Consider the following 18,695-nt stretch of genomic DNA (forward strand, 5'->3'; position numbering starts at 1 on the left):
CCCGCCTCCGCCCCCCGTTCAACCTGCGCCCGGCCCTGTCTTTCAGGCTTTTCCCAGGGCCGTGCACCACCCGCAGTAACGACACGAAAGCTCTCTCCTGTCATGACAGAGAAGACCACCGGTGCCAGCTACGCAGCAGCAGGTGTCGACATCGAAGCGGGAGACCGCGCCGTCGAGCTCATGAAGGAGTGGGTGAAGAAGACGCAGCGCCCCGAGGTCCTCGGCGGCCTCGGCGGGTTCGCCGGCCTCTTCGACGCCTCCGCCCTCAAGCGGTACGAGCGCCCCCTGCTCGCCTCCGCCACCGACGGCGTCGGCACCAAGGTGGACGTCGCCCGCCGGCTCGGCGTGTACGACACCATCGGCCACGACCTGGTCGCGATGGTCATGGACGACATCGTCGTCTGCGGCGCCGAACCGCTCTTCATGACCGACTACATCTGCGTCGGCAAGGTGCACCCCGAGCGTGTCGCGGCCATCGTCAAGGGCATCGCCGAGGGTTGTGTCCTCGCCGGCTGCGCCCTGGTGGGCGGCGAGACCGCCGAGCACCCCGGCCTGCTGGGCCCGGACGACTTCGACGTGGCGGGCGCGGGCACCGGTGTGGTCGAGTACGACCGGCTGCTGGGCGCGGATCGCATCCGTACGGGTGACGCCGTCATCGCGATGGCGTCGTCCGGCCTTCACTCGAACGGGTACTCGCTGGTCCGCCACGTGCTCCTCGACCAGGCGAAGATGCCGCTGGAGCAGCACGTCGACGAGCTCGGCCGGACCCTCGGCGAGGAACTGCTCGAACCCACCAAGATCTACTCGCTGGACTGCATGGCCCTCACCCGCACGGCCGAGGTCCACGCGTACTCGCACATCACGGGCGGCGGCCTCGCGGCCAACCTCGCCCGGGTGATCCCGGACCACCTGCACGCCACGGTCGACCGCTCGACCTGGGCCCCCGGCGCCATCTTCGACCTGGTCGGCAAGACCGGTCGGGTGGAGCGGCTGGAGCTGGAGAAGACCCTGAACATGGGCGTCGGCATGATGGCCGTCGTCCCGCAGGAGTCGGTGGACGTGGCCCTGACCGCGCTGGCCGACCGGGGCGTCGACGCCTGGGTCGCGGGCGAGATCCTGGACCGCGGCGACCACACCGAGGGCGCGACCCTCACCGGTTCCTACGCGAGCTGAGCAGCACTGAAACCCGGTCCGGGGCCATGCCCTGGACCGGGTTTCACTACTTCGAGTCGCTCAAGACTCTGAGCGGGTGCAGACGCGGTGTAAGCGTCAAGCGCCGCGACGGTGCGCCGACGGACCGGACTCCTCGTCCTCGTCCTCGTCGTCATCGCTGTTGTACAGCTCCGCGTACTTGGCGTACGGGTCGTCGTCGTCCAGATCGTCATCGACTTCGACCGGCGCGCTGATAGGCAGCGGCTCTGTCGGCGATGCGCCCAGCTCATTGGCCAGACGCGAGAGGTCAGTCCCGCCGCTGTTGTACTTCAGCTGGCGGGCGACCTTTGTCTGCTTGGCCTTGGCCCGGCCGCGCCCCATGGCTCGACCCCCTCGGTGACGGGGCTCGACGGCCCCAGAGTCTGACACGCGTTCATGGTTCGGAGCGGGCTCTCCGTGGAGAGACCGTCCGTAGGGGTTCAACGGTACCTGCTTCCGCGGCCATACGGTACGCCGCCCGCATGACGCGCCCCGGTGCAGGACCAACGAGACACCCCGTACTCGCTGGTCAGCAGCGATTTTAACCCTTTCCCGACCGGCGACCCGCCGAAGCGCAGTGAGTTCCGTCTCCCTGCGCCCGGAGGGACCCTTCCGGCGGTGCGAAAGGGTCCCTCCGGTCTCGCGGAACGGATCAGACAGTGCGCGCGGCGCGGGCGTCCGACATCCGCTGCTCGGCGATCCGGTCGGCCGCCGCGGCCGGCGGGATACCGTCTGCCTTCGCACGTGCGAATATGGCCAGCGTGGTGTCGAAGATCTTCGCCGCCTTCGCCTTGCACCGGTCGAAGTCGAAGCCGTGCAGCTCGTCGGCGACCTGGATGACACCGCCCGCGTTCACCACGTAGTCGGGCGCGTAGAGGATCCCGCGGTCCGCGAGGTCCTTCTCCACACCCGGGTGCGCGAGCTGGTTGTTCGCGGCGCCGCACACCACCTTCGCGGTCAGGACCGGCACCGACTCGTCGTTCAGCGCACCGCCCAGCGCGCAGGGCGCGTAGATGTCCAGGCCCTCGACGCGGATCAGCGCGTCCGTGCCGGCGACGGCGGTGACCCGGCCCGCGTACTTGCCGGTGGCGTGCTTGTCGAGGATCGCCTGCACCGACTCCTGGCGGACATCGGTGATCACGACCTCGGCGCCGTCCTCCAGCAGGTGTTCGACCAGGTGCTTGCCGACCTTGCCGACACCCGCGACGGCGACCTTGCGGCCGCGCAGCGTCGGGTCGCCCCACAGGTGCTGGGCGCTCGCGCGCATGCCCTGGAACACACCGAAGGAGGTGAGCACCGAGGAGTCGCCGGCGCCGCCGTTCTCGGGGGAGCGGCCGGTCGCCCAGCGGGTCGCGCGGGCCACCACGTCCATGTCGGCGACGTACGTGCCGACGTCGCAGGCGGTCACGTAGCGACCACCGAGGGAGTCCACGAACCGGCCGTAGGCCAGCAGGAGTTCCTCGCTCTTGAGGGTGTCCGGGTCGCCGATGATGACGGCCTTGCCGCCGCCGTGGTCGAGACCGGCGAGGGCGTTCTTGTACGACATGCCGCGCGAGAGGTTCAGCGCGTCACGGACGGCTTCCTCGTCCGAGGCGTACGCGTGGAAGCGCGTACCGCCGAGGGCGGGGCCCAGGGCGGTGGAGTGGACGGCGATGACGGCCTTGAGGCCCGTGGCTCGGTCCTGGCACAGCACGACTTGCTCGTGGCCGCCCTGCTCCGTACGGAACAGGGTGTGCAGGACGCCGTCGGTCATTTCGGTCACGGTGGTGACTCCCATGGAAGAGATGCGGCGGAAAGACGCCCGCCCTGCGGGTGGGGGAGGGCGCGCTGGGAGCAGCGTAAGACCTGGGAGGCGGATGGGAACTCCCTGTCCGTAGATCGGAACACTCCCGGGTTACCGGGGATGCGGGGACCCTCGTCCGGAGTACGGCCGGGCGGGGCGGGGGAGTACCAGAGCGTGAACGAATCCGCCGACCGCCGACTGCCCTCCGCGCGCACCGGGCCGACCGTCCCGTACGCCTCCTACCTGCGAGTCTACGAGCCCCTGGCGGCGTTCCCGAAGGCCGAGCGGGCGCACTGGGCGGGCTATGCCCGGCGCGGGGACGCCCCCACCGCCCAGGACGAACTGCGCCGGTCGCTGGCGGACTTGGTCCGGGTGCCCGTGGTCGGGGTGCCGGCGCACGAGAGCGGGGACGCGTTCACGGCGGAGCTGGACGGGGCGCTGCTGGTCTGCCCGTGGCGCACCAGGCTGCGCGGCTGGCTGGCGCTGCGGGAACTGGAGGCCGACTTCCCGCGCCCGGTCCTCGACGCGGCCCTGCCGCCCTCGGCCCGCCGGTCGGCGACGGAGGCGTACGAGGCGTGGCGGGAGCGGAACCCGGACGGGCGCCCCTGGATCCGCACCGCGGTGTGGCAGGTCCCGCTGCGCTGGTTCGTGCTGGTGGCGGACGAGGAGCGGGAGTACCTGCCGGGCGAGCGGCTGCGCTACCGGACGCCGATGGTGCAGGCCCGTCGGCGCTTGGCGCGCGGGCTGCGGACGCTGCGGGCCGCCGAGGGGTACGGGCCGCTCGCGGAGGGGCTGGTGGAGGTCGGGAGCTGGCTGGAGGAGTTCCACCCGCGCTCGATGGTCGAGCTGGACTACGGCGGGCTGCCGCACGCGCTGCCGGAGACCGGCCTGGCCGGGGACCGTTCGGCCCGCGACATGGCGGCGGCCCTCGCGGCGCTGCGGGCGGGGGACACCGACGGCGCGGCCGAGGCGTTCGCGGACCTGGCGGAACGCTGGCGGGCGGTCCGTGAGCGGTTGTTCGCGAACTAGTGGGGCTCGCTCCGAGCACCCGACCCCCGGGGCCGCTCAAGGGTCGGCGGTCGCGCCGGCGGGGGTCCCGGTACGGCCCGGGAACGGCGTGCCGGGGCGGCATCCGCCGAACCGGCCCGGATTGTCCCTGGCGGAGGCCGCCGGGTCCCCGTATCGTCCGATCGGCCGTAAAACGCAGATCAGGGCCTTGATCGCGGCATTTGGGTCTTTGTTCCAGGACCTACGTCCCGATCCGGGCCATTGACTCAAGCGTGACGGACCGCACTAACCACACCCTTGCGTCCTTCCCCTACCCTCGTGCCAAAATAGGACAAGGAGTCCGGGGAGGGTTCCTTCCACCCAACTTTGGGCGGAATGCTCGGTATTGCACTCTACGGGGGGTCTGACGACTCCTGATCGCTCTGTGACTGATCGTCACAGTGGGGTGACTGTCCGTTATGGGATGGTCCATCGGCTTCCGCCGCTGATGAACACCTCGGAGGGCAATTCCATCGGTTTGGCCGTCGAGGCTGGACGGATGGTGTAGTTGTAGTGCCGAGGACAAGCCGTTCGTCCTATAACCGACTCGGCCTGCGTATGTCCATTTCGGGCAACGTGGGCCAAGGTGCAGAATTTAGAGGAAAGAACCGAGATGGTTCGGTTCTCCCGAGGAGGCCGCTCATGACCGCTCGCACCCCTGATGCCGAGCCGCTGCTGACCCCGGCTGAGGTTGCCACGATGTTCCGCGTGGACCCGAAGACGGTCACCCGCTGGGCCAAGGCTGGCAAGCTCACGTCCATCCGCACCCTGGGTGGACACCGCCGTTATCGCGAGGCTGAGGTCCGCGCACTGCTCGCGGGAATTCCGCAGCAGCGCAGCGAGGCCTGAGGCTCGCCGCACCACCCCATTTTTTTTGGGGACGCTCCCGGCTGACGGCCGGGGGAGGGCATGAACCGGATCCCCCAATCCGATGAAACCCACAAGGCTTCAAACGGCGGGACCTGCCCCAACAGGTTCTCGCTGTTCGATCGCGCTGGACTCCGCCGGGTCCAGCGCGATCTTTTTTATGCCCGGAAGGGGACCCGAATCGCCGGCGTTCGCAGCGCCCCTCCCGACAGGTGCCATTGCACATATTAAATCGAGTCGCTATATGGGTGCGATAAATGTGTGGCTCACGAAAACCCGTGGGGTGACACCCGTCACAGTTGATGTCTCTCGTACATCCGGCAATGTGCCCGCAAGCGGACGGGTCACCCCGTCCGCCTCACGCGAAGGGGCGATTCGGGTGCACGGCCACGGCCGACCGCCCCCGGCGCGCGACGGCGGCCACAGGAGGTCCCGTACGCGCCCCGGAGCCCGCCGGGGGATCTCCGGCCGCCCCGGACGGCCCGAGCGGACCGGCCCGGCGTCTCCACGGCCACGGCGGGCGGGTGTCGACCCCGCGACGCGGTCCGTCCGAGCCGGCGACGCGACCCACCTGGCGACGCGATCGACCCGACAACGCGTCAGGGCCCGCATCCCCTGGGGGATACGGGCCCTGACGTTTCTGCGAACCTGACGGGACTTGAACCCGCGACCTCCACCTTGACAGGGTGGCGAGCTAACCAACTGCTCCACAGGTCCTCGGTGCGCCACCCACCGGGCGGCTGCGAGTCAGACTCTACAGCAGCTCAGGGGGTGCAGTCGAACCGGATCACGGAGCCGCTGCGTCCACCGCCTTCACGATCCGCTTGTCGGAGATCGGGTACGCCGTGCCGAGCGCGTGCGCGAAGTAACTGACGCGCAGTTCCTCGATCATCCAGCGGATCTCGGTGACCGCCTCCGGCACCGGACGGCCCTTCGGCAACTGCTCCAGCAGCCACAGGTACTCGTCCCGCATCTCGTGGACCTTCTCCATACGGGTCGTGTCCCGCTGGACGGCCGTCGGCATCTGCTGGAGCCGCCGGTCGATCGCCACCAGGTACCGCATCAGGTCCGGCAGCCGCCGCAGCCCCGTCGACGTGACGAAGTCGGCCGGCATCAGCTCCGCCAGTTGCGCCTGCACGTCCCGCACGTTCGCCATCAGGGCCAGGCTGTTGGTGGCCTTCACGCGCCGCTCGCACGCCTGCCAGGCGGCCAGGACCTGCTGCACCTGCCCGACGGTCCGTACGGTCAGGTCCACCAGATCGGCCCGCACCGCGTCGAACAGCTTCCGGAACGCGGCCTCGTCCCAGGCCGGACCGCCGTGGTCGGCGATCAGCTTGTCCGTCGCCGCCGTCGCGCAGTCCTCGAACAGTGCCTGGACCGAACCGTGCGGGTTGCGGGACAGGGCCAGCTTCTGCTGGTTGGTCAGCTTGTCCGAGGCGAACTTCGCCGGGTTCACCGGGATGTTGAGCAGGATCAGCTTCCGGGTGCCGAGCCACATCGCCCGCTGCTGCTCGGCCTCGGTGTCGAAGAGCCGCACGGACACGCTGTCGCCGGCGTCGACCAGTGCCGGGTACGCCTTCACCGGCTGTCCGGCGCGCCGGGTCTCGAAGACCTTGCCGAGCGTGCCGATCGTCCAGTCCGTCAGCCCGGTCCGCTCCACCGACTCCCCGCCCGCCCGCTCGGCGGTGGCCGCGGCGGCCTGGGACAGGGCCTGGCGGGCCTTCGGCTTCAGCCGGAGGCGCAGCGCCTCCAGGTCCTTGGCCTCGGCCAGCTTCTTGCGCCGCTCGTCGACGATCCGGAAGGTGATCTTCAGATGGTCCGGGATACGGCCCAGGTCGAAGTCCTCGGCCGAGACCGGCACCCCGACCATTCGGTGCAGCTCGCGCGCCAGCGTCACGTGCAGCGGCTCCTGGAGGGGCTGGGCCGTCGCCAGGAAACGGGCCGCGAAGTTCGGCGCGGGCACGTAGTGACGGCGGATCGGCTTGGGCAGCGAGCGGATCAGCTCGGTGACGACCTCTTCCCGCAGGCCCGGGATCTGCCAGTCGAAGCCCTCGTCGGTGACCTGGTTCAGCACCTGGAGCGGGATGTGCACGGTCACGCCGTCCGCGTCCGCGCCCGGTTCGAACTGGTAGGTCACCCGGAACTTCAGCGGCCCCTGCCGCCAGGTGTCCGGGTAGTCGGCCTTGGTGACCCCGGCCGCCTTCTCGGTGAGCAGCATCTCGCGCTCGAAGTCGAGGAGTTCGGGCTCCTCGCGCTTCTTGTGCTTCCACCACGAGTCGAAGTGCGCCCCCGACACCACGTGCTCGGGGATGCGCTGGTCGTAGAAGTCGAACAGGGTCTCGTCGTCCACGACGATGTCCCGGCGCCGGGCCCGGTTCTCCAGCTCCTCCACCTCGGTGAGGAGCTTGCGGTTGTCGGCGTAGAACTTGTGGTGGGTCCGCCAGTCGCCCTCGACGAGCGCGTTGCGGATGAACAGCTCCCGCGAGACCTCGGGGTCGATCCGGCCGTAGTTGATCTTCCGCTGGGCGACGATCGGTACGCCGTACAGCGTCACCTTCTCGTACGCCATCACGGCGGCCTGGTCCTTCTCCCAGTGCGGCTCGCTGTACGTGCGCTTGATCAGGTGCTCCGCGAGCGGCTCCACCCACTCCGGCTCGACCTTGGCGTTCACCCGGGCCCACAGCCGCGAGGTCTCCACCAGCTCCGCCGACATCAGGAACTTCGGCTGCTTCTTGAACAGCGACGAGCCCGGGAAGATCGCGAACTTGGCGCCCCGGGCACCGAGGTACTCGTTCTTGTCGGTGTCCTTGAGCCCGATGTGCGAGAGCAGACCCGCCAGCAGCGAGACGTGCACGTTCTGCTCGGGGGCGTCCGCGTCGTTGACGTGGATGCCCATCGTCTTGGCGACCGTCCGCAGCTGCGAATAGATGTCCTGCCACTCGCGGATGCGCAGGAAGTTCAGGTACTCCTGCTTGCACATCCGGCGGAAGGAGGACGAACCGCGCTCCTTCTGCTGCTCGCGGATGTACCGCCACATGTTCAGGAACGACAGGAAGTCGCTCGTCTCGTCCTTGAAACGCGCGTGGTTCTGATCGGCCTGCGTCTGCTTGTCCGAGGGCCGCTCGCGGGGGTCCTGGATGGACAGGGCCGCCGCGATGACCATGACCTCGCGGACGCAGTTGTTCTTGTCCGCCTCGACGACCATGCGGGCCAGGCGTGGGTCGACCGGAAGCTGGGAGAGCTGTCGACCCATCGGCGTGAGCCGCTTGCGCGCGTCCTTCTCCGACGGGTCCAGTGCGCCGAGCTCCTGCAGGAGCTGTACGCCGTCGCGGATGTTGCGGTGGTCCGGCGGGTCGATGAAGGGGAACTTCTCGATCTCGCCGAGGCCGGCCGCGGTCATCTGCAGGATGACGGAGGCCAGGTTGGTGCGCAGGATCTCCGCGTCGGTGAACTCCGGACGGGCGTTGAAGTCGTCCTCGGAGTACAGCCGGATGCAGATGCCGTCGCTGGTTCGGCCGCAGCGGCCCTTGCGCTGGTTGGCGCTGGCCTGCGAGATCCGCTCGATGGGCAGCCGCTGCACCTTGGTGCGGTGGCTGTACCGGGAGATCCGGGCGGTGCCCGGGTCGATCACGTACTTGATGCCCGGAACGGTCAGCGAGGTCTCCGCGACGTTCGTCGCGAGGACGATCCGGCGGCCCGTGTGCTGCTGGAAGACGCGGTGCTGCTCGGCGTGCGAGAGGCGCGCGTAAAGGGGGAGCACCTCGGTGAATCTCAGGTTCCGCTTGTTCAGCGCGTCCGCCGTGTCGCGGATCTCGCGCTCGCCGGAGAGGAACACCAGGACGTCGCCCGGACCCTCCGCCTGGAGCTCGTCCACCGCCTCGCAGATCGCCGTGATCTGGTCGCGGTCGCTGTCGTCGCCCTCCTCCTCCAGCAGGGGCCGGTAGCGCACCTCCACCGGGTACGTCCGGCCGCTGACCTCGACGATCGGCGCGTCCCCGAAGTGCCGGGAGAACCGCTGCGGGTCGATGGTCGCCGAGGTGATCACGACCTTGAGGTCGGGGCGCTTCGGCAGCAGCTGGGACAAGTAGCCCAGCAGGAAGTCGATGTTCAGGGACCGCTCGTGCGCCTCGTCGATGATGATCGTGTCGTACGCGCGCAGCTCGCGGTCCGTCTGGATCTCGGCGAGCAGGATGCCGTCCGTCATCAGCTTCACGAAGGTGGCGTCCTGGTCCACCTGGTCGGTGAAACGGACCTTCCAACCGACGGTCTGCCCGATCTCGGACTTCAGCTCCTCGGCGATGCGCTCCGCGACCGTGCGGGCGGCGATCCGGCGCGGCTGGGTGTGGCCGATCATGCCCCGCACCCCGCGGCCGAGCTCCATACAGATCTTGGGGATCTGCGTGGTCTTGCCGGAGCCGGTCTCGCCCGCGACGATCACGACCTGGTGGTCGCGTATCGCCTCGGCGATCTCGTCCTTCTTCTGGCTGACGGGCAGGTTCTCGGGATACGTGACCGTAGGCATGCGGGAGGCGCGGCCGGCCAGACGCGCGGCGGCCTTCTCGGCCTCCGCGGCGATCTCGTCGAGCACGGCCTGCTTGGCCTCGGGCTTGCGGATACGGCGGGCGCCTTCGAGGCGGCGGCCGAGGCGGTGCGCGTCACGGAGGGAGATCTCACCGAGAAGCGTCTGCAGGGCGGCGAAGGAAGTAGACATACCTGATCGAGGATCTCACCCGGGAGCGTCGGGTGGCGAACGCATTTGTCGCACCTACCCGTACCATTTCGGGACGAGATCACCTGAAACCCACCGTCCCGTGAGTGAGAGGCCCGCCATGTCCCGCGCCCGTGGAGTGTGGTGGCTGCTGCTCGGCGCCGTCCTCGCGGTGCTGCCGGCGGGCCCGGCTCAAGCGGCCCCCGCCGCTGCCTCGGCCGCCGCCGCTGCCTCGGCCGCCTCGGCCCCCGCCGCCGCCGAAGCGGCCGTCGCGGGTCACGGCGCGGGTCTCAAGGCCACCGCCGTGGCGTACGAGGGCCGGGGGCCGGCCTGCTCGCCCGGCGCGGGGGACCACGGTCAGGCCCCCGCCGTACCGCCCCGCGACGGGCGCGACCACGCCTGCGCCCCGGCGGTCCGGCTGCCGGCCGATCCCGATCCGGCCGGCCGGGCGGTGCCGGCGGGCGTGCGCGTACGGGGGCCGGACCGGCCGGCCCCGGGACCGCTGGAGCTGTCCGTGATGCGGGTGTAGCGGACCGGCCTTCCCGCCGGTCTCGTCACTTCTTCCGCATCACCGCCCTGGAGCACCCGTATGCCTTCCGCCCCCTCCCGCAAGCCCCTGCTGTACGCCGCCGCGACCGCCCTCGCCGCGATCACCCTCGGGATCGTCTCCTGGCAGGCCACCGCGCCCCGGGAGCACACCGCCGCCTCCTTCGCCTCCTCCGCCTCCGCGCCCGAGGCCGCCGCGGCCCCGGACCCGCTGGCGGCCCTCGCCCGCCGCGATCCCGCCGACAAGCTCGCCGTCGGGCGAGCCGACGCCCCCGTGGTGCTGATCGAGTACTCCGACTTCAAGTGCGGCTACTGCGGCAAGTTCGCCCGCGACACCGAACCCGAACTGATGCGGAAGTACGTGGCGGACGGCACCCTGCGCATCGAATGGCGCAACTTCCCGATCTTCGGAGCCGAGTCCGAAACCGCCGCGAAGGCCGCCTGGGCCGCCGGCCGGCAGGACCGGTTCGCCCGGTTCCACGAGGCCGCGTACGCCGAGGGAGCCAAGGAGAAGGGGTTCGGCGAGGAACGCCTGACCGAGCTGGCACGCCAGGCCGAGGTACCCGACCTCGACCGCTTCCGGCGGGACATGGCCGGCGCGGAAGCCACCGCCGCGCTGCGGAAGGACCAGGAGGAGGGCTACCGCATCGGGGTGACCTCCACCCCGTCCTTCCTGATCAACGGACAACCCCTGGCCGGCGCGCAGCCGCCCGCCGCCTTCGAAGCCGCGATCGCCCGGGCCAAGGCGCGGGCGGGGGCAGCGAAGTGACCGGCATCGGATACCTCGCCGCCCTGCTGGGCGGCCTGCTGGCGCTGCTCAGCCCGTGCAGCGCGCTGCTGTTGCCCGCCTTCTTCGCGTACTCGATCGATTCCGCCTCCCGGCTGCTGGCCCGCACCGGGATCTTCTACGTCGGCCTCGCGAGCACCCTCGTACCGCTGGGCGCGGCCGGTTCGTACGCGGGCCGGTTCTTCCACGGCCACCGCGACGGGCTCGTCCTGGCGGGCGGCTGGCTGATCATCGCGCTCGGTCTCGCGCAGCTCCTCGGTCTGGGCTTCGCCTCCCGGCGGGCCGCGGAACTCTCGGGGCGGATCCGTCCGACCACCGCCCTGTCGGTGTACGCGCTCGGCGCGCTCTACGGGCTGGCCGGCTTCTGCGCCGGGCCGATCCTGGGCAGCGTGCTGACGGTGGCGGCGGTCAGCGGCAGCCCGGTCTACGGCGGGCTGCTGCTGGCGGTGTACGCGCTGGGCATGGCCGTGCCGCTGCTCCTGCTGGCGCTGCTGTGGGAGCGCTTCGACCTGGGCCGGAGGCGCTGGCTGCGCGGCCGGACCGTCCGCGTCGGCCGGCTCGGGCTGCACACCACCTCGCTGCTGTCCGGCCTGTTCTTCGTCACCCTGGGCGCGCTGTTCCTGCTCTACGACGGGGCGAGCGCCCTGCCCGGGTTGCTGGACGTGGACGACTCGTTCGCCGTCGAGCGGTGGGTCCAGTCGGTGACGCGGGTCGTGCCGGACTGGGCGGTGCTGGCGCTGGTCGCCGTGGGAGCACCCGTGGTGGCCCTGGCGCGGTGGCGCCGCAAGGCCCGGGAAGCGGACGCGACGGAGGCGACGAGCGGGTAACGCGGAAGGCCCCGTCCGAGGGACGGGGCCTTCCTGTGGTGGCTGGGGCCGGGGTCGAACCGGCGACCTATCGCTTTTCAGGCGATCGCTCGTACCAACTGAGCTACCCAGCCACGAGACTGTTTCCAGCCTCAGCGATCCTGACGGGACTTGAACCCGCGACCTCCACCTTGACAGGGTGGCGAGCTAACCAACTGCTCCACAGGACCTGGTTTGTGCAAGAACAAGTCTTGCACATGGTGTTGCGTACCCCCAACGGGATTCGAACCCGTGCTACCGCCTTGAAAGGGCGGCGTCCTGGGCCACTAGACGATGAGGGCTAAAGGCCCGCCGGGCACTTTTCAGCGCGTCGGGGACGTGAGAAGCATATGGGATGTCGGGACCTATCGCCAAAACGGTTTCCGCGAGTGTCCCGGAGGGACAATGACCGGGTGCTGGAGATGACGCGCGAGGAGTTCGAGGAGCTCGTCGCAGAGGCCCTGGACCGGATCCCGCCGGAGCTCACCCGACTGATGGACAACGTGGCGGTCTTCGTCGAGGACGAGCCGCCCGCCGATGACCCGGAGCTGCTCGGTCTCTACGAGGGAACCCCCCTGACCGACCGCGGCGAGTGGTACGCCGGGGTCCTCCCCGACCGCATCACGATCTACCGCAACCCCACCTTGCGCATGTGCGAGGACCGGGAGAGCGTGGTCGCGGAGACGGAGGTCACCGTCGTGCACGAGATCGCCCACCACTTCGGGATCGACGACGAGCGGCTCCACGCCCTGGGCTACGGATGACCCGGCCGGTCCGCGCCGCCGAGGCCATCGACCCGGACGTCGACCTCCATGTGCCGCAGCAGCGCGCCGAACCGCAGGGGCGGGTGCTCGCCGCGGTCGCCGCGGGCGGGGCGGTCGGCGCCTCGGCGCGGTACGGGCTCGCCCTGCTCTGGCCGGCCGGCCCCGGCGCGTTCCCGTGGGCGACCTTCTGGACCAACGTGGTGGGCTGCGCGCTGATCGGCGTGCTCATGGTGCTCATCAGCGAGGGCGGCCGGACGGCGCCGCACCCGCTGGTCCGGCCCTTCGTGGGCGTGGGCGTGCTGGGCGGGTTCACCACCTTCTCCACCTACGCGGTCGACTTCTCGCGGCTGCTGGACGAGGGGGCGGCCGGCGCCGCGCTGGGGTACGCGGGTCTGACGGTGGTCGCGGCGCTGGGGGCGGTCTGGGCGGCGGCGTCCGTGACCCGGTTCGCGGTGCGGGGGCGCGGGTGAACTGGCTGCTCGTGGTCGTGGGCGCGGTGGTCGGGGCGCCGCTGCGCTACCTCACCGACCGGGCGGTACAGGCCCGGCACGACTCGGTGTTCCCGTGGGGCACCTTCGTGGTCAACGCCGTCGCCTGCCTGGTGCTGGGCATGCTGACGGGGGCGCTGTTGGTCGGGGCGGCCCCCTCGCGGCTCGGCCCGCTGCTCGGTACGGGGCTGTGCGGGGCGCTCAGCACGTACTCGACGTTCTCCTACGAGACGCTGCGGTTGGCCGAGCGCGGTTGGCGGTTCCTGGCCGTCGCGAACGTGGCGGCTTCGGTCCTGGTCGGGCTGGGCTCCGTACACCTCGGGTCCCAGGTGGCGCGAGCGCTGTTCGCCTGAGGGCGTGTCTCTTACGGGGTAAAGGGAGTTGGGCACATTGACCCGCCCGGTGCGGGCCGCGCTCCCCGTCCCCTTCCGGAGGTGCCACCCGTGCGCCAGTTGTCCGCTTCCCTCCGATTGGCCGCTGCCGCGCTCGCGGTCGCGGCGTCGGCCGGCTGCATGAGCGTCGGCGAGGACGCCGCCAAGCCCGGTCCCTCCTCCTCGGTGGGCGACAAGGGCGCCGCCGCCGTCGGGGGCGGCACCTCCGGCCGGGGATCGGGGGTGCACGGTGACGGCCACGGGACGAAGGACGCGGCCGGCAACCCGGCCGGCAAGTCCGGAGAGGCCGGCAAGGCCGGTGGTGGGGCCGTCGCCTCGCCCAGCCCCGGCGCGCCGGCCGGGCGGCCCGGTGTCCCCTCGCCCTCGGCCGGGCCGGGTGGCGGGGCGGGCGGCCAGGGGTCCCAGGTGCCGTCGGGCGGCGGGTCCGGCTCCGGTGGCGGTTCGGGTTCGGGGTCCGGTTCGGGTTCCGGCGGTTCGGGCTCGGGTTCGGGGTCCGGTTCGGGTTCGGGTTCCGGTGGCGGCTCGGGGGCCGGTGGGCCCGGCGCCTCGCCCAGCGCGCAGCCGACCGGGCAGCCGCCTGTGACGGATCCCACGCCGACGCCCACGACCCCGCCGCAGCCCGAGCCGAGCACCCCCGCAGGGGCGTAAGGCCGGACACGGGCCGCACTCACGCACCGCCGCACGCACCCCGCCCTCGGGCATCGCCGCAGGTCAGAACCTTTCTTCGGAGAGAACTTGCCAGACCCGGGGGAGGGTGCGTATGGTTATAGATCGTTTGATCCCATTGCCCGGCGCCGAATCCGAAGAGCGCCGTGTGGCGCGTACTCTCCCTAGCCGTGGCTGACCGCATTGAGGCGGTCGATTTGCGATTCACGGAGTTTGGGCGCGTGCCGAGACTCCGGAAGGTTTCGCATTTCGCATGTCCATTTCCAGTTCTGACCGTGCCGTCATGCCCGAGAACGACTCCAACGAGATCGTCGACGCCGTTGAGGCCCTTGTGGTCACCGAGGCCATCGAGGCCGCCGAGGCGAACGACATCATCGAGGCTCTTGAGGCCGATGTGACGACCGACCAGTCCACCGACGCCGCCTCCGACGAGGCCGACGCCGAGCCCGGCATCACCTTCGGCGACCTCGGTCTGCCCGACGGCATCGTCCGCAAGCTCGCGCAGAACGGCGTCACCGCCCCCTTCCCGATCCAGGCCGCGACCATCCCGGACGCCCTGGCCGGCAAGGACATCCTCGGCCGTGGCCGCACCGGCTCCGGCAAGACCCTCTCCTTCGGTCTGCCGACCCTGGCCTCGCTGGCCGGCGGGCACACCGAGAAGAAGAAGCCCCGCGCGATCATCCTCACGCCGACGCGTGAGCTGGCGATGCAGGTCGCGGACGCCCTCCAGCCCTACGGCGACGTCCTCGGCCTGAAGATGAAGGTCGTCTGCGGCGGTACCTCCATGGGCAACCAGATCTACGCCCTGGAGCGCGGTGTCGACGTCCTCGTCGCCACCCCGGGCCGGCTGCGCGACATCATCAACCGCGGCGCCTGCTCCCTGGAGAACGTCAAGATCGCGGTCCTCGACGAGGCCGACCAGATGGCCGACCTGGGCTTCCTGCCCGAGGTCACCGAGCTGCTCGACCAGATCCCCGGCGGCGGCCAGCGCATGCTCTTCTCCGCCACCATGGAGAACGAGATCGGCACCCTGGTCAAGCGCTACCTGTCCAACCCCGTCACGCACGAGGTCGACAGCGCGCAGGGCAACGTCACGACCATGACGCACCACGTGCTCGTCGTGAAGCCGAAGGACAAGGCGCCGGTCACGGCCGCCATCGCCGCCCGCAAGGGCCGCACCATCATCTTCGTCCGCACCCAGCTGGGCGCCGACCGCATCGCCGAGCAGCTCATCGAGGCCGGCGTGAAGGCCGACGCGCTGCACGGCGGCATGACGCAGGGCGCCCGTACCCGCGTCCTCGCCGACTTCAAGGACGGCTACGTCAACGCGCTCGTCGCCACCGACGTCGCCGCCCGCGGCATCCACGTCGACGGCATCGACCTGGTCCTGAACGTCGACCCGGCCGGTGACCACAAGGACTACCTGCACCGCTCGGGCCGCACCGCCCGCGCCGGCAAGTCCGGTGTCGTCGTGTCACTGGCGCTCCCGCACCAGCGCCGCCAGATCTTCCGCCTGATGGAGGACGCGGGCGTCGACGCCTCGCGCCACATCGTCCAGGGCGTCGGCGCCTTCGACCCCGAGGTCGCCGAGATCACCGGCGCGCGTTCGCTGACGCAGGTCCAGGCCGACTCCGCGAACAACGCCGCCAAGCAGGCCGAGCGCGAGGTCGCCGACCTCACCAAGCAGCTGGAGCGCGCGACCCGTCGCGCCGCGGAGCTGCGCGAGGAGGCCGACCGCCTCGTCGCCCGTTCCGCCCGTGAGCGCGGCGAGGACCCGGAGGCCGCTGTCGCCGAGGTGGCCGAGGCCGCTGTCGCCGAGGTCGCGGCCGCCGTCGCGGCCGAGCCGGTCGTCGAGGAGCGCCCGGCGTTCCAGAGCCGTGACGAGCGGGGCAACTACGAGCGCCGCGACAACCGTCGCGACGACCGCGGTGGCGACCGTGGCGGTGACCGTGGCGGCTTCCGCCGTGACGACCGTCCGTCCGGTGGGTTCCGTCGGGACGACCGCGGTGGCGACAACCGTGGCGGTGGCTTCCGTCGCGATGACCGTCCCTCGGGTGGTTTCAACCGTGACGACCGCGGTGGTGACCGTGGCGGCTTCCGCCGTGACGACCGCCCGTCCGGTGGGTTCCGCTCCGGTGGTGACCGTCCGTCCGGTGGTTTCCGTCGCGATGACCGCCCGTCGGGTGGTTTCAACCGTGACGACCGTGGTGGCGACCGTGGCGGCTTCCGCCGCGATGACCGCCCGTCCGGTGGCTTCCGTCGGGACGACCGCGGTGGTGACCGTCCGTCCGGTGGCTTCCGTCGCGATGACCGCCCGTCGGGTGGTTTCAACCGTGACGACCGCGGTGGTGACCGTGGCGGCTTCCGCCGTGACGACCGCCCGTCCGGTGGGTTCCGCTCCGGTGGCGACCGTCCGTCCGGTGGCTTCCGCTCCGGTGGCGACCGTCCGTCCGGTGGCTTCCGCTCCGGCGGCGGCGACCGCCCGTACGGCCGTCGTGACGACAACCGCCCCTCCGGCTCCGGTTCGACCGGTTCCTCCTTCGGCGGCCGTCGTGACGACAAGCCGCGCTGGAAGCGCAACGGCTGACGGCTGACCGCCCGCTGACGAAGACTCGGCCCCCACGGCACTCCGGTGCGGTGGGGGCCGAGCCCGTTCCCCGGCCGGGCACCGCGTCGGCCGTACAGGCCCTGTCGGCCCTGTGGGCCCGCTCGCCGCGGGAATGACGAACGCCCCGTCCGGTTCCCACCGGGCGGGGCGTTCGTCGAGCAGTAGGCCATGTCGGACTCGAACCGACAACCAACGGATTAAAAGTCCGCTGCTCTGCCAATTGAGCTAATGGCCCTCGGCGTGCTCACCCCAGAGCATAGCCGCAGAGGGGCGCGAGGCCGATCGGGTATCGACCGGAGTGGCCCCCGTGGTGTGCGGCCGGGGGCGTCGGCGGCGGCGCCGGGGTGGTCGAAGTGCGGTTCGGGGCGGGAACTTCCACCGTGGGGACAGGTGTTCGGCGCGCTGTGCGTCGTCGCGGGCGGGGGCGGACGGAGGCCGTAACTGGCCCTGCGGAACCTTTCTCCACCACTCTGACCTGCGGTGATGGTGGGTCGAGGGGGATGCGGGGGGTTAATTGGCAAGAGCCCTCCCCCGAATGACGTAGAGTTGTGTTTACCGACGCGGGGTGGAGCAGCTCGGTAGCTCGCTGGGCTCATAACCCAGAGGTCGTAGGTTCAAATCCTGCCCCCGCTACTCAGTACGAAGGCCCGGTTCCCTTTGGGGAGCCGGGCCTTCGTCGTTCTCCGCGTCCTGTGCCGGCGTCACCCGGACGGCCTTGGCCGGGTCGCCGTACGGGCCCGGCCGGCGGGAGCCTTGGGGGGCGAGGCGGCAGCGGGCCCGCATCCCGCGAGGACCGGGCGGCAGGAGACAGCGTGGTGGGGCGGAGCCGGCAGGACAGCGACGATGACGTGACGGGCGCTGGTGACGGGGCGGCCCGGCGGGTCGTCCGGACGCTGCCGTTCGTGCTGATCGTCCTGGGCTTCGTCTTCGACCTGACGTCACCCCCGAGCTTCACCGGATCGCCGTTCTTCTCCGCCGCCCCGCTGATCGCCGCCCCGCTCTACTCCCTCCGGGCGACCGCGCTGACCGGGTGCGCCGCCTCGCTCGCGGTGGTCGTGCTGCGCGCCTACGCCGATACCGGGCGGCGGGCCGAGGCGCTGACCGAGCTGGCGACCGTGGTCACCGTGTCCGGGATGGCGTTGCTGATCAACCGGGTCGTGCGGCGCAGCGGGGAGCGGCTCGCCTCGGCGCGCGAGATCGCCGAGGCCGCCCAACGGGCCGTGCTGCCGACGCCGGCCGAGCGGATCGCGGGGTTGCACGTCGCCGCCCGGTACGAGGCCGCCCGGGCCGACGCCTTCATCGGCGGGGACCTCTACGCGGTGCAGGACACCCCGTACGGGGTGCGGCTGGTGGTGGGTGACGTACGGGGGAAGGGGCTGGGGGCGGTGGAGGCCGTCGCGGTGGTGCTGGGCGCGTTCCGGGAGGCGGCGGAGACCGAGCCGACCCTGGAGGCGCTCGCGCAGCGGCTGGAGCGGGCCTTGGCGCGGGAGGGCGTGCGGCGGGACAGCCTCGACGCGGTGGAGGGATTCACGACCTGTGTGCTCGCCGAGGTCCCGGCGGACGCGGAGGTCCTGCGGATCGTCAACCGCGGCCACCCCGAGCCGCTGCTGTTGCATTCGGACGGCCGGTTGGTGGTGCTCGCGCCGGGCGAACCCGCGCTGCCCCTGGGCATGGGCGAGTTGGGTGCCTGGCCCGACCGGGCGGAGGAGGGGCCCTTCCCGCCGGGCAGCACGCTGCTGCTGTATACGGACGGGCTGACGGAGGCGCGGGACGCGGCGGGGGAGTTCTACGACCCGGCGGCCCGGCTCCGGGGGCGGGTCTTCCCGGGGCCGGACGCGTTGTTGGACGCGCTCACCAGCGATGTGCGCAGACACACGGGCGGCGGTGCCACGGACGACATGGCACTGCTGGCCGTGGGCCGTCCGGTGCGGGGACAGCCGGACCGCCGCCGTACGGTGCCGGTGGTGCGGCGCGGGGGCGCGTAGGCCTTGGGGTCCGATCGC

General features: G+C 71.2%; 15 protein-coding genes and 6 tRNA genes. 13 read left to right on the forward strand and 8 right to left on the reverse strand.

What is annotated here, in order from left to right; genetic code table 11:
* Positions 1-102 precede the first annotated feature (102 nt).
* On the forward strand, positions 103-1,173 hold the full coding sequence (gene purM, locus ACFVXJ_RS11750; RefSeq protein ID WP_389661539.1) for a phosphoribosylformylglycinamidine cyclo-ligase: 1,071 nt from the start codon (positions 103-105) through the stop codon (positions 1,171-1,173).
* 96 nt (positions 1,174-1,269) lie between these two features.
* Here purM and ACFVXJ_RS11755 read toward each other — a convergent pair whose 3' ends face one another.
* Together ACFVXJ_RS11755 and ACFVXJ_RS11760 are read right to left on the reverse strand one after the other, a co-directional pair.
* The gene (locus ACFVXJ_RS11755) at positions 1,270-1,533 is read right to left on the reverse strand and encodes a DUF3073 domain-containing protein (protein WP_136210589.1); all 264 of its coding nucleotides are present in this window, start codon (positions 1,531-1,533) and stop codon (positions 1,270-1,272) included.
* 310 nt (positions 1,534-1,843) lie between these two features.
* On the reverse strand, positions 1,844-2,953 hold the full coding sequence (locus ACFVXJ_RS11760) for a Leu/Phe/Val dehydrogenase (protein WP_389661540.1): 1,110 nt from the start codon (positions 2,951-2,953) through the stop codon (positions 1,844-1,846).
* Positions 2,954-3,148: 195 nt separating this feature from the next.
* On the opposite strand from ACFVXJ_RS11760, the gene ACFVXJ_RS11765 reads away from it, so the two are divergent.
* Positions 3,149-4,003 (forward strand): hypothetical protein, encoded by an 855-nt coding sequence (locus tag ACFVXJ_RS11765; protein ID WP_389661541.1) that lies wholly within the window; start codon positions 3,149-3,151, stop codon positions 4,001-4,003.
* Positions 4,004-4,663: 660 nt separating this feature from the next.
* Positions 4,664-4,870: a developmental transcriptional regulator BldC gene (gene bldC, locus ACFVXJ_RS11770; RefSeq protein WP_003949541.1), complete on the forward strand. Its 207-nt coding sequence runs from the start codon at positions 4,664-4,666 to the stop codon at positions 4,868-4,870.
* Between the two features lie 661 nt (positions 4,871-5,531).
* Here the strand turns inward: bldC and ACFVXJ_RS11775 are convergent.
* Both ACFVXJ_RS11775 and hrpA read right to left on the reverse strand, forming a co-directional pair.
* Positions 5,532-5,605 (reverse strand) — tRNA-Asp (locus tag ACFVXJ_RS11775).
* 70 nt (positions 5,606-5,675) lie between these two features.
* Entirely contained in the window at positions 5,676-9,599 is a 3,924-nt protein-coding gene (hrpA, locus tag ACFVXJ_RS11780) for an ATP-dependent RNA helicase HrpA (protein ID WP_389661542.1), read from the reverse strand.
* Positions 9,600-9,717: 118 nt separating this feature from the next.
* Here hrpA and ACFVXJ_RS11785 point away from each other — a divergent pair, with 118 nt between their 5' ends.
* From ACFVXJ_RS11785 to ACFVXJ_RS11795, 3 genes are read left to right on the forward strand one after another with little or no spacing between them, the layout of a single operon-like run.
* Positions 9,718-10,125 carry a hypothetical protein gene (locus ACFVXJ_RS11785; protein WP_389661543.1) on the forward strand — a complete coding sequence of 136 codons (408 nt, stop codon included), beginning with the start codon at positions 9,718-9,720 and terminating at the stop codon, positions 10,123-10,125.
* 60 nt (positions 10,126-10,185) lie between these two features.
* A complete protein-coding gene (locus tag ACFVXJ_RS11790) occupies positions 10,186-10,911 on the forward strand; it encodes a DsbA family protein (RefSeq protein ID WP_389661544.1) in 726 nt (241 codons plus the stop codon).
* Positions 10,908-11,756, forward strand: coding sequence for a cytochrome c biogenesis CcdA family protein (locus ACFVXJ_RS11795; protein ID WP_389661545.1), 849 nt, complete (start codon positions 10,908-10,910; stop codon positions 11,754-11,756). Before ACFVXJ_RS11790 ends, ACFVXJ_RS11795 begins: the two co-directional genes overlap by 4 nt.
* Before the next feature lie 36 nt (positions 11,757-11,792).
* Here ACFVXJ_RS11795 and ACFVXJ_RS11800 read toward each other — a convergent pair.
* The 3 genes from ACFVXJ_RS11800 to ACFVXJ_RS11810 all read right to left on the reverse strand — a co-directional run bounded on the left by ACFVXJ_RS11800 (position 11,793) and on the right by ACFVXJ_RS11810 (position 12,076).
* A tRNA-Phe gene (locus ACFVXJ_RS11800) sits at positions 11,793-11,869 on the reverse strand.
* Between the two features lie 22 nt (positions 11,870-11,891).
* A tRNA-Asp gene (locus ACFVXJ_RS11805) sits at positions 11,892-11,965 on the reverse strand.
* A 38-nt stretch (positions 11,966-12,003) separates the two neighbouring features.
* Positions 12,004-12,076 (reverse strand) — tRNA-Glu (locus tag ACFVXJ_RS11810).
* Positions 12,077-12,187: 111 nt separating this feature from the next.
* On the opposite strand from ACFVXJ_RS11810, the gene ACFVXJ_RS11815 reads away from it, so the two are divergent.
* The 5 genes from ACFVXJ_RS11815 (at position 12,188) to ACFVXJ_RS11835 (ending at position 16,671) form a co-directional block, all read left to right on the forward strand.
* Complete coding sequence (locus ACFVXJ_RS11815) at positions 12,188-12,538, forward strand: metallopeptidase family protein (protein WP_030012899.1); 351 nt, start codon at positions 12,188-12,190, stop codon at positions 12,536-12,538.
* Positions 12,535-13,008: a CrcB family protein gene (locus ACFVXJ_RS11820; RefSeq protein WP_389661546.1), complete on the forward strand. Its 474-nt coding sequence runs from the start codon at positions 12,535-12,537 to the stop codon at positions 13,006-13,008. The genes ACFVXJ_RS11815 and ACFVXJ_RS11820 overlap by 4 nt, the downstream gene beginning before the upstream one ends.
* Complete coding sequence (gene crcB / locus ACFVXJ_RS11825; RefSeq protein ID WP_389661547.1) at positions 13,005-13,379, forward strand: fluoride efflux transporter CrcB; 375 nt, start codon at positions 13,005-13,007, stop codon at positions 13,377-13,379. The genes ACFVXJ_RS11820 and crcB overlap by 4 nt, the downstream gene beginning before the upstream one ends.
* 90 nt (positions 13,380-13,469) lie before the next feature.
* Complete coding sequence (locus ACFVXJ_RS11830) at positions 13,470-14,066, forward strand: hypothetical protein (RefSeq protein WP_389661548.1); 597 nt, start codon at positions 13,470-13,472, stop codon at positions 14,064-14,066.
* A gap of 271 nt (positions 14,067-14,337) precedes the next feature.
* On the forward strand, positions 14,338-16,671 hold the full coding sequence (locus ACFVXJ_RS11835; RefSeq protein WP_389661549.1) for a DEAD/DEAH box helicase: 2,334 nt from the start codon (positions 14,338-14,340) through the stop codon (positions 16,669-16,671).
* 183 nt (positions 16,672-16,854) lie between these two features.
* Here ACFVXJ_RS11835 and ACFVXJ_RS11840 read toward each other — a convergent pair.
* Positions 16,855-16,927: transfer RNA gene (locus ACFVXJ_RS11840), tRNA-Lys, on the reverse strand.
* A gap of 324 nt (positions 16,928-17,251) precedes the next feature.
* On the opposite strand from ACFVXJ_RS11840, the gene ACFVXJ_RS11845 reads away from it, so the two are divergent.
* Both ACFVXJ_RS11845 and ACFVXJ_RS11850 read left to right on the forward strand, forming a co-directional pair.
* A tRNA-Met gene (locus tag ACFVXJ_RS11845) sits at positions 17,252-17,325 on the forward strand.
* A 179-nt stretch (positions 17,326-17,504) separates the two neighbouring features.
* Positions 17,505-18,677, forward strand: coding sequence for a PP2C family protein-serine/threonine phosphatase (locus tag ACFVXJ_RS11850; protein ID WP_389661550.1), 1,173 nt, complete (start codon positions 17,505-17,507; stop codon positions 18,675-18,677).
* Positions 18,678-18,695 lie beyond the last annotated feature (18 nt).

The sequence above is a fragment of the Streptomyces sp. NPDC058279 genome (assembly GCF_042881255.1).
Lineage (GTDB): Bacteria > Actinomycetota > Actinomycetes > Streptomycetales > Streptomycetaceae > Streptomyces.

Excerpts from the sequence above, each read along its gene's own strand:
- ACFVXJ_RS11820 (WP_389661546.1), top strand. The coding sequence starts at position 12,535 with ATGACCCGGCCGGTCCGCGCCGCCGAGGCCATCGACCCGGACGTCGAC.
- ACFVXJ_RS11835 (WP_389661549.1), top strand. The coding sequence starts at position 14,338 with ATGTCCATTTCCAGTTCTGACCGTGCCGTCATGCCCGAGAACGACTCC.
- bldC (WP_003949541.1), top strand. The coding sequence starts at position 4,664 with ATGACCGCTCGCACCCCTGATGCCGAGCCGCTGCTGACCCCGGCTGAG.
- ACFVXJ_RS11790 (WP_389661544.1), top strand. The coding sequence starts at position 10,186 with ATGCCTTCCGCCCCCTCCCGCAAGCCCCTGCTGTACGCCGCCGCGACC.
- purM (WP_389661539.1), top strand. The coding sequence starts at position 103 with ATGACAGAGAAGACCACCGGTGCCAGCTACGCAGCAGCAGGTGTCGAC.
- ACFVXJ_RS11755 (WP_136210589.1), bottom strand. The coding sequence starts at position 1,533 with ATGGGGCGCGGCCGGGCCAAGGCCAAGCAGACAAAGGTCGCCCGCCAG.
- hrpA (WP_389661542.1), bottom strand. The coding sequence starts at position 9,599 with ATGTCTACTTCCTTCGCCGCCCTGCAGACGCTTCTCGGTGAGATCTCC.
- ACFVXJ_RS11785 (WP_389661543.1), top strand. The coding sequence starts at position 9,718 with ATGTCCCGCGCCCGTGGAGTGTGGTGGCTGCTGCTCGGCGCCGTCCTC.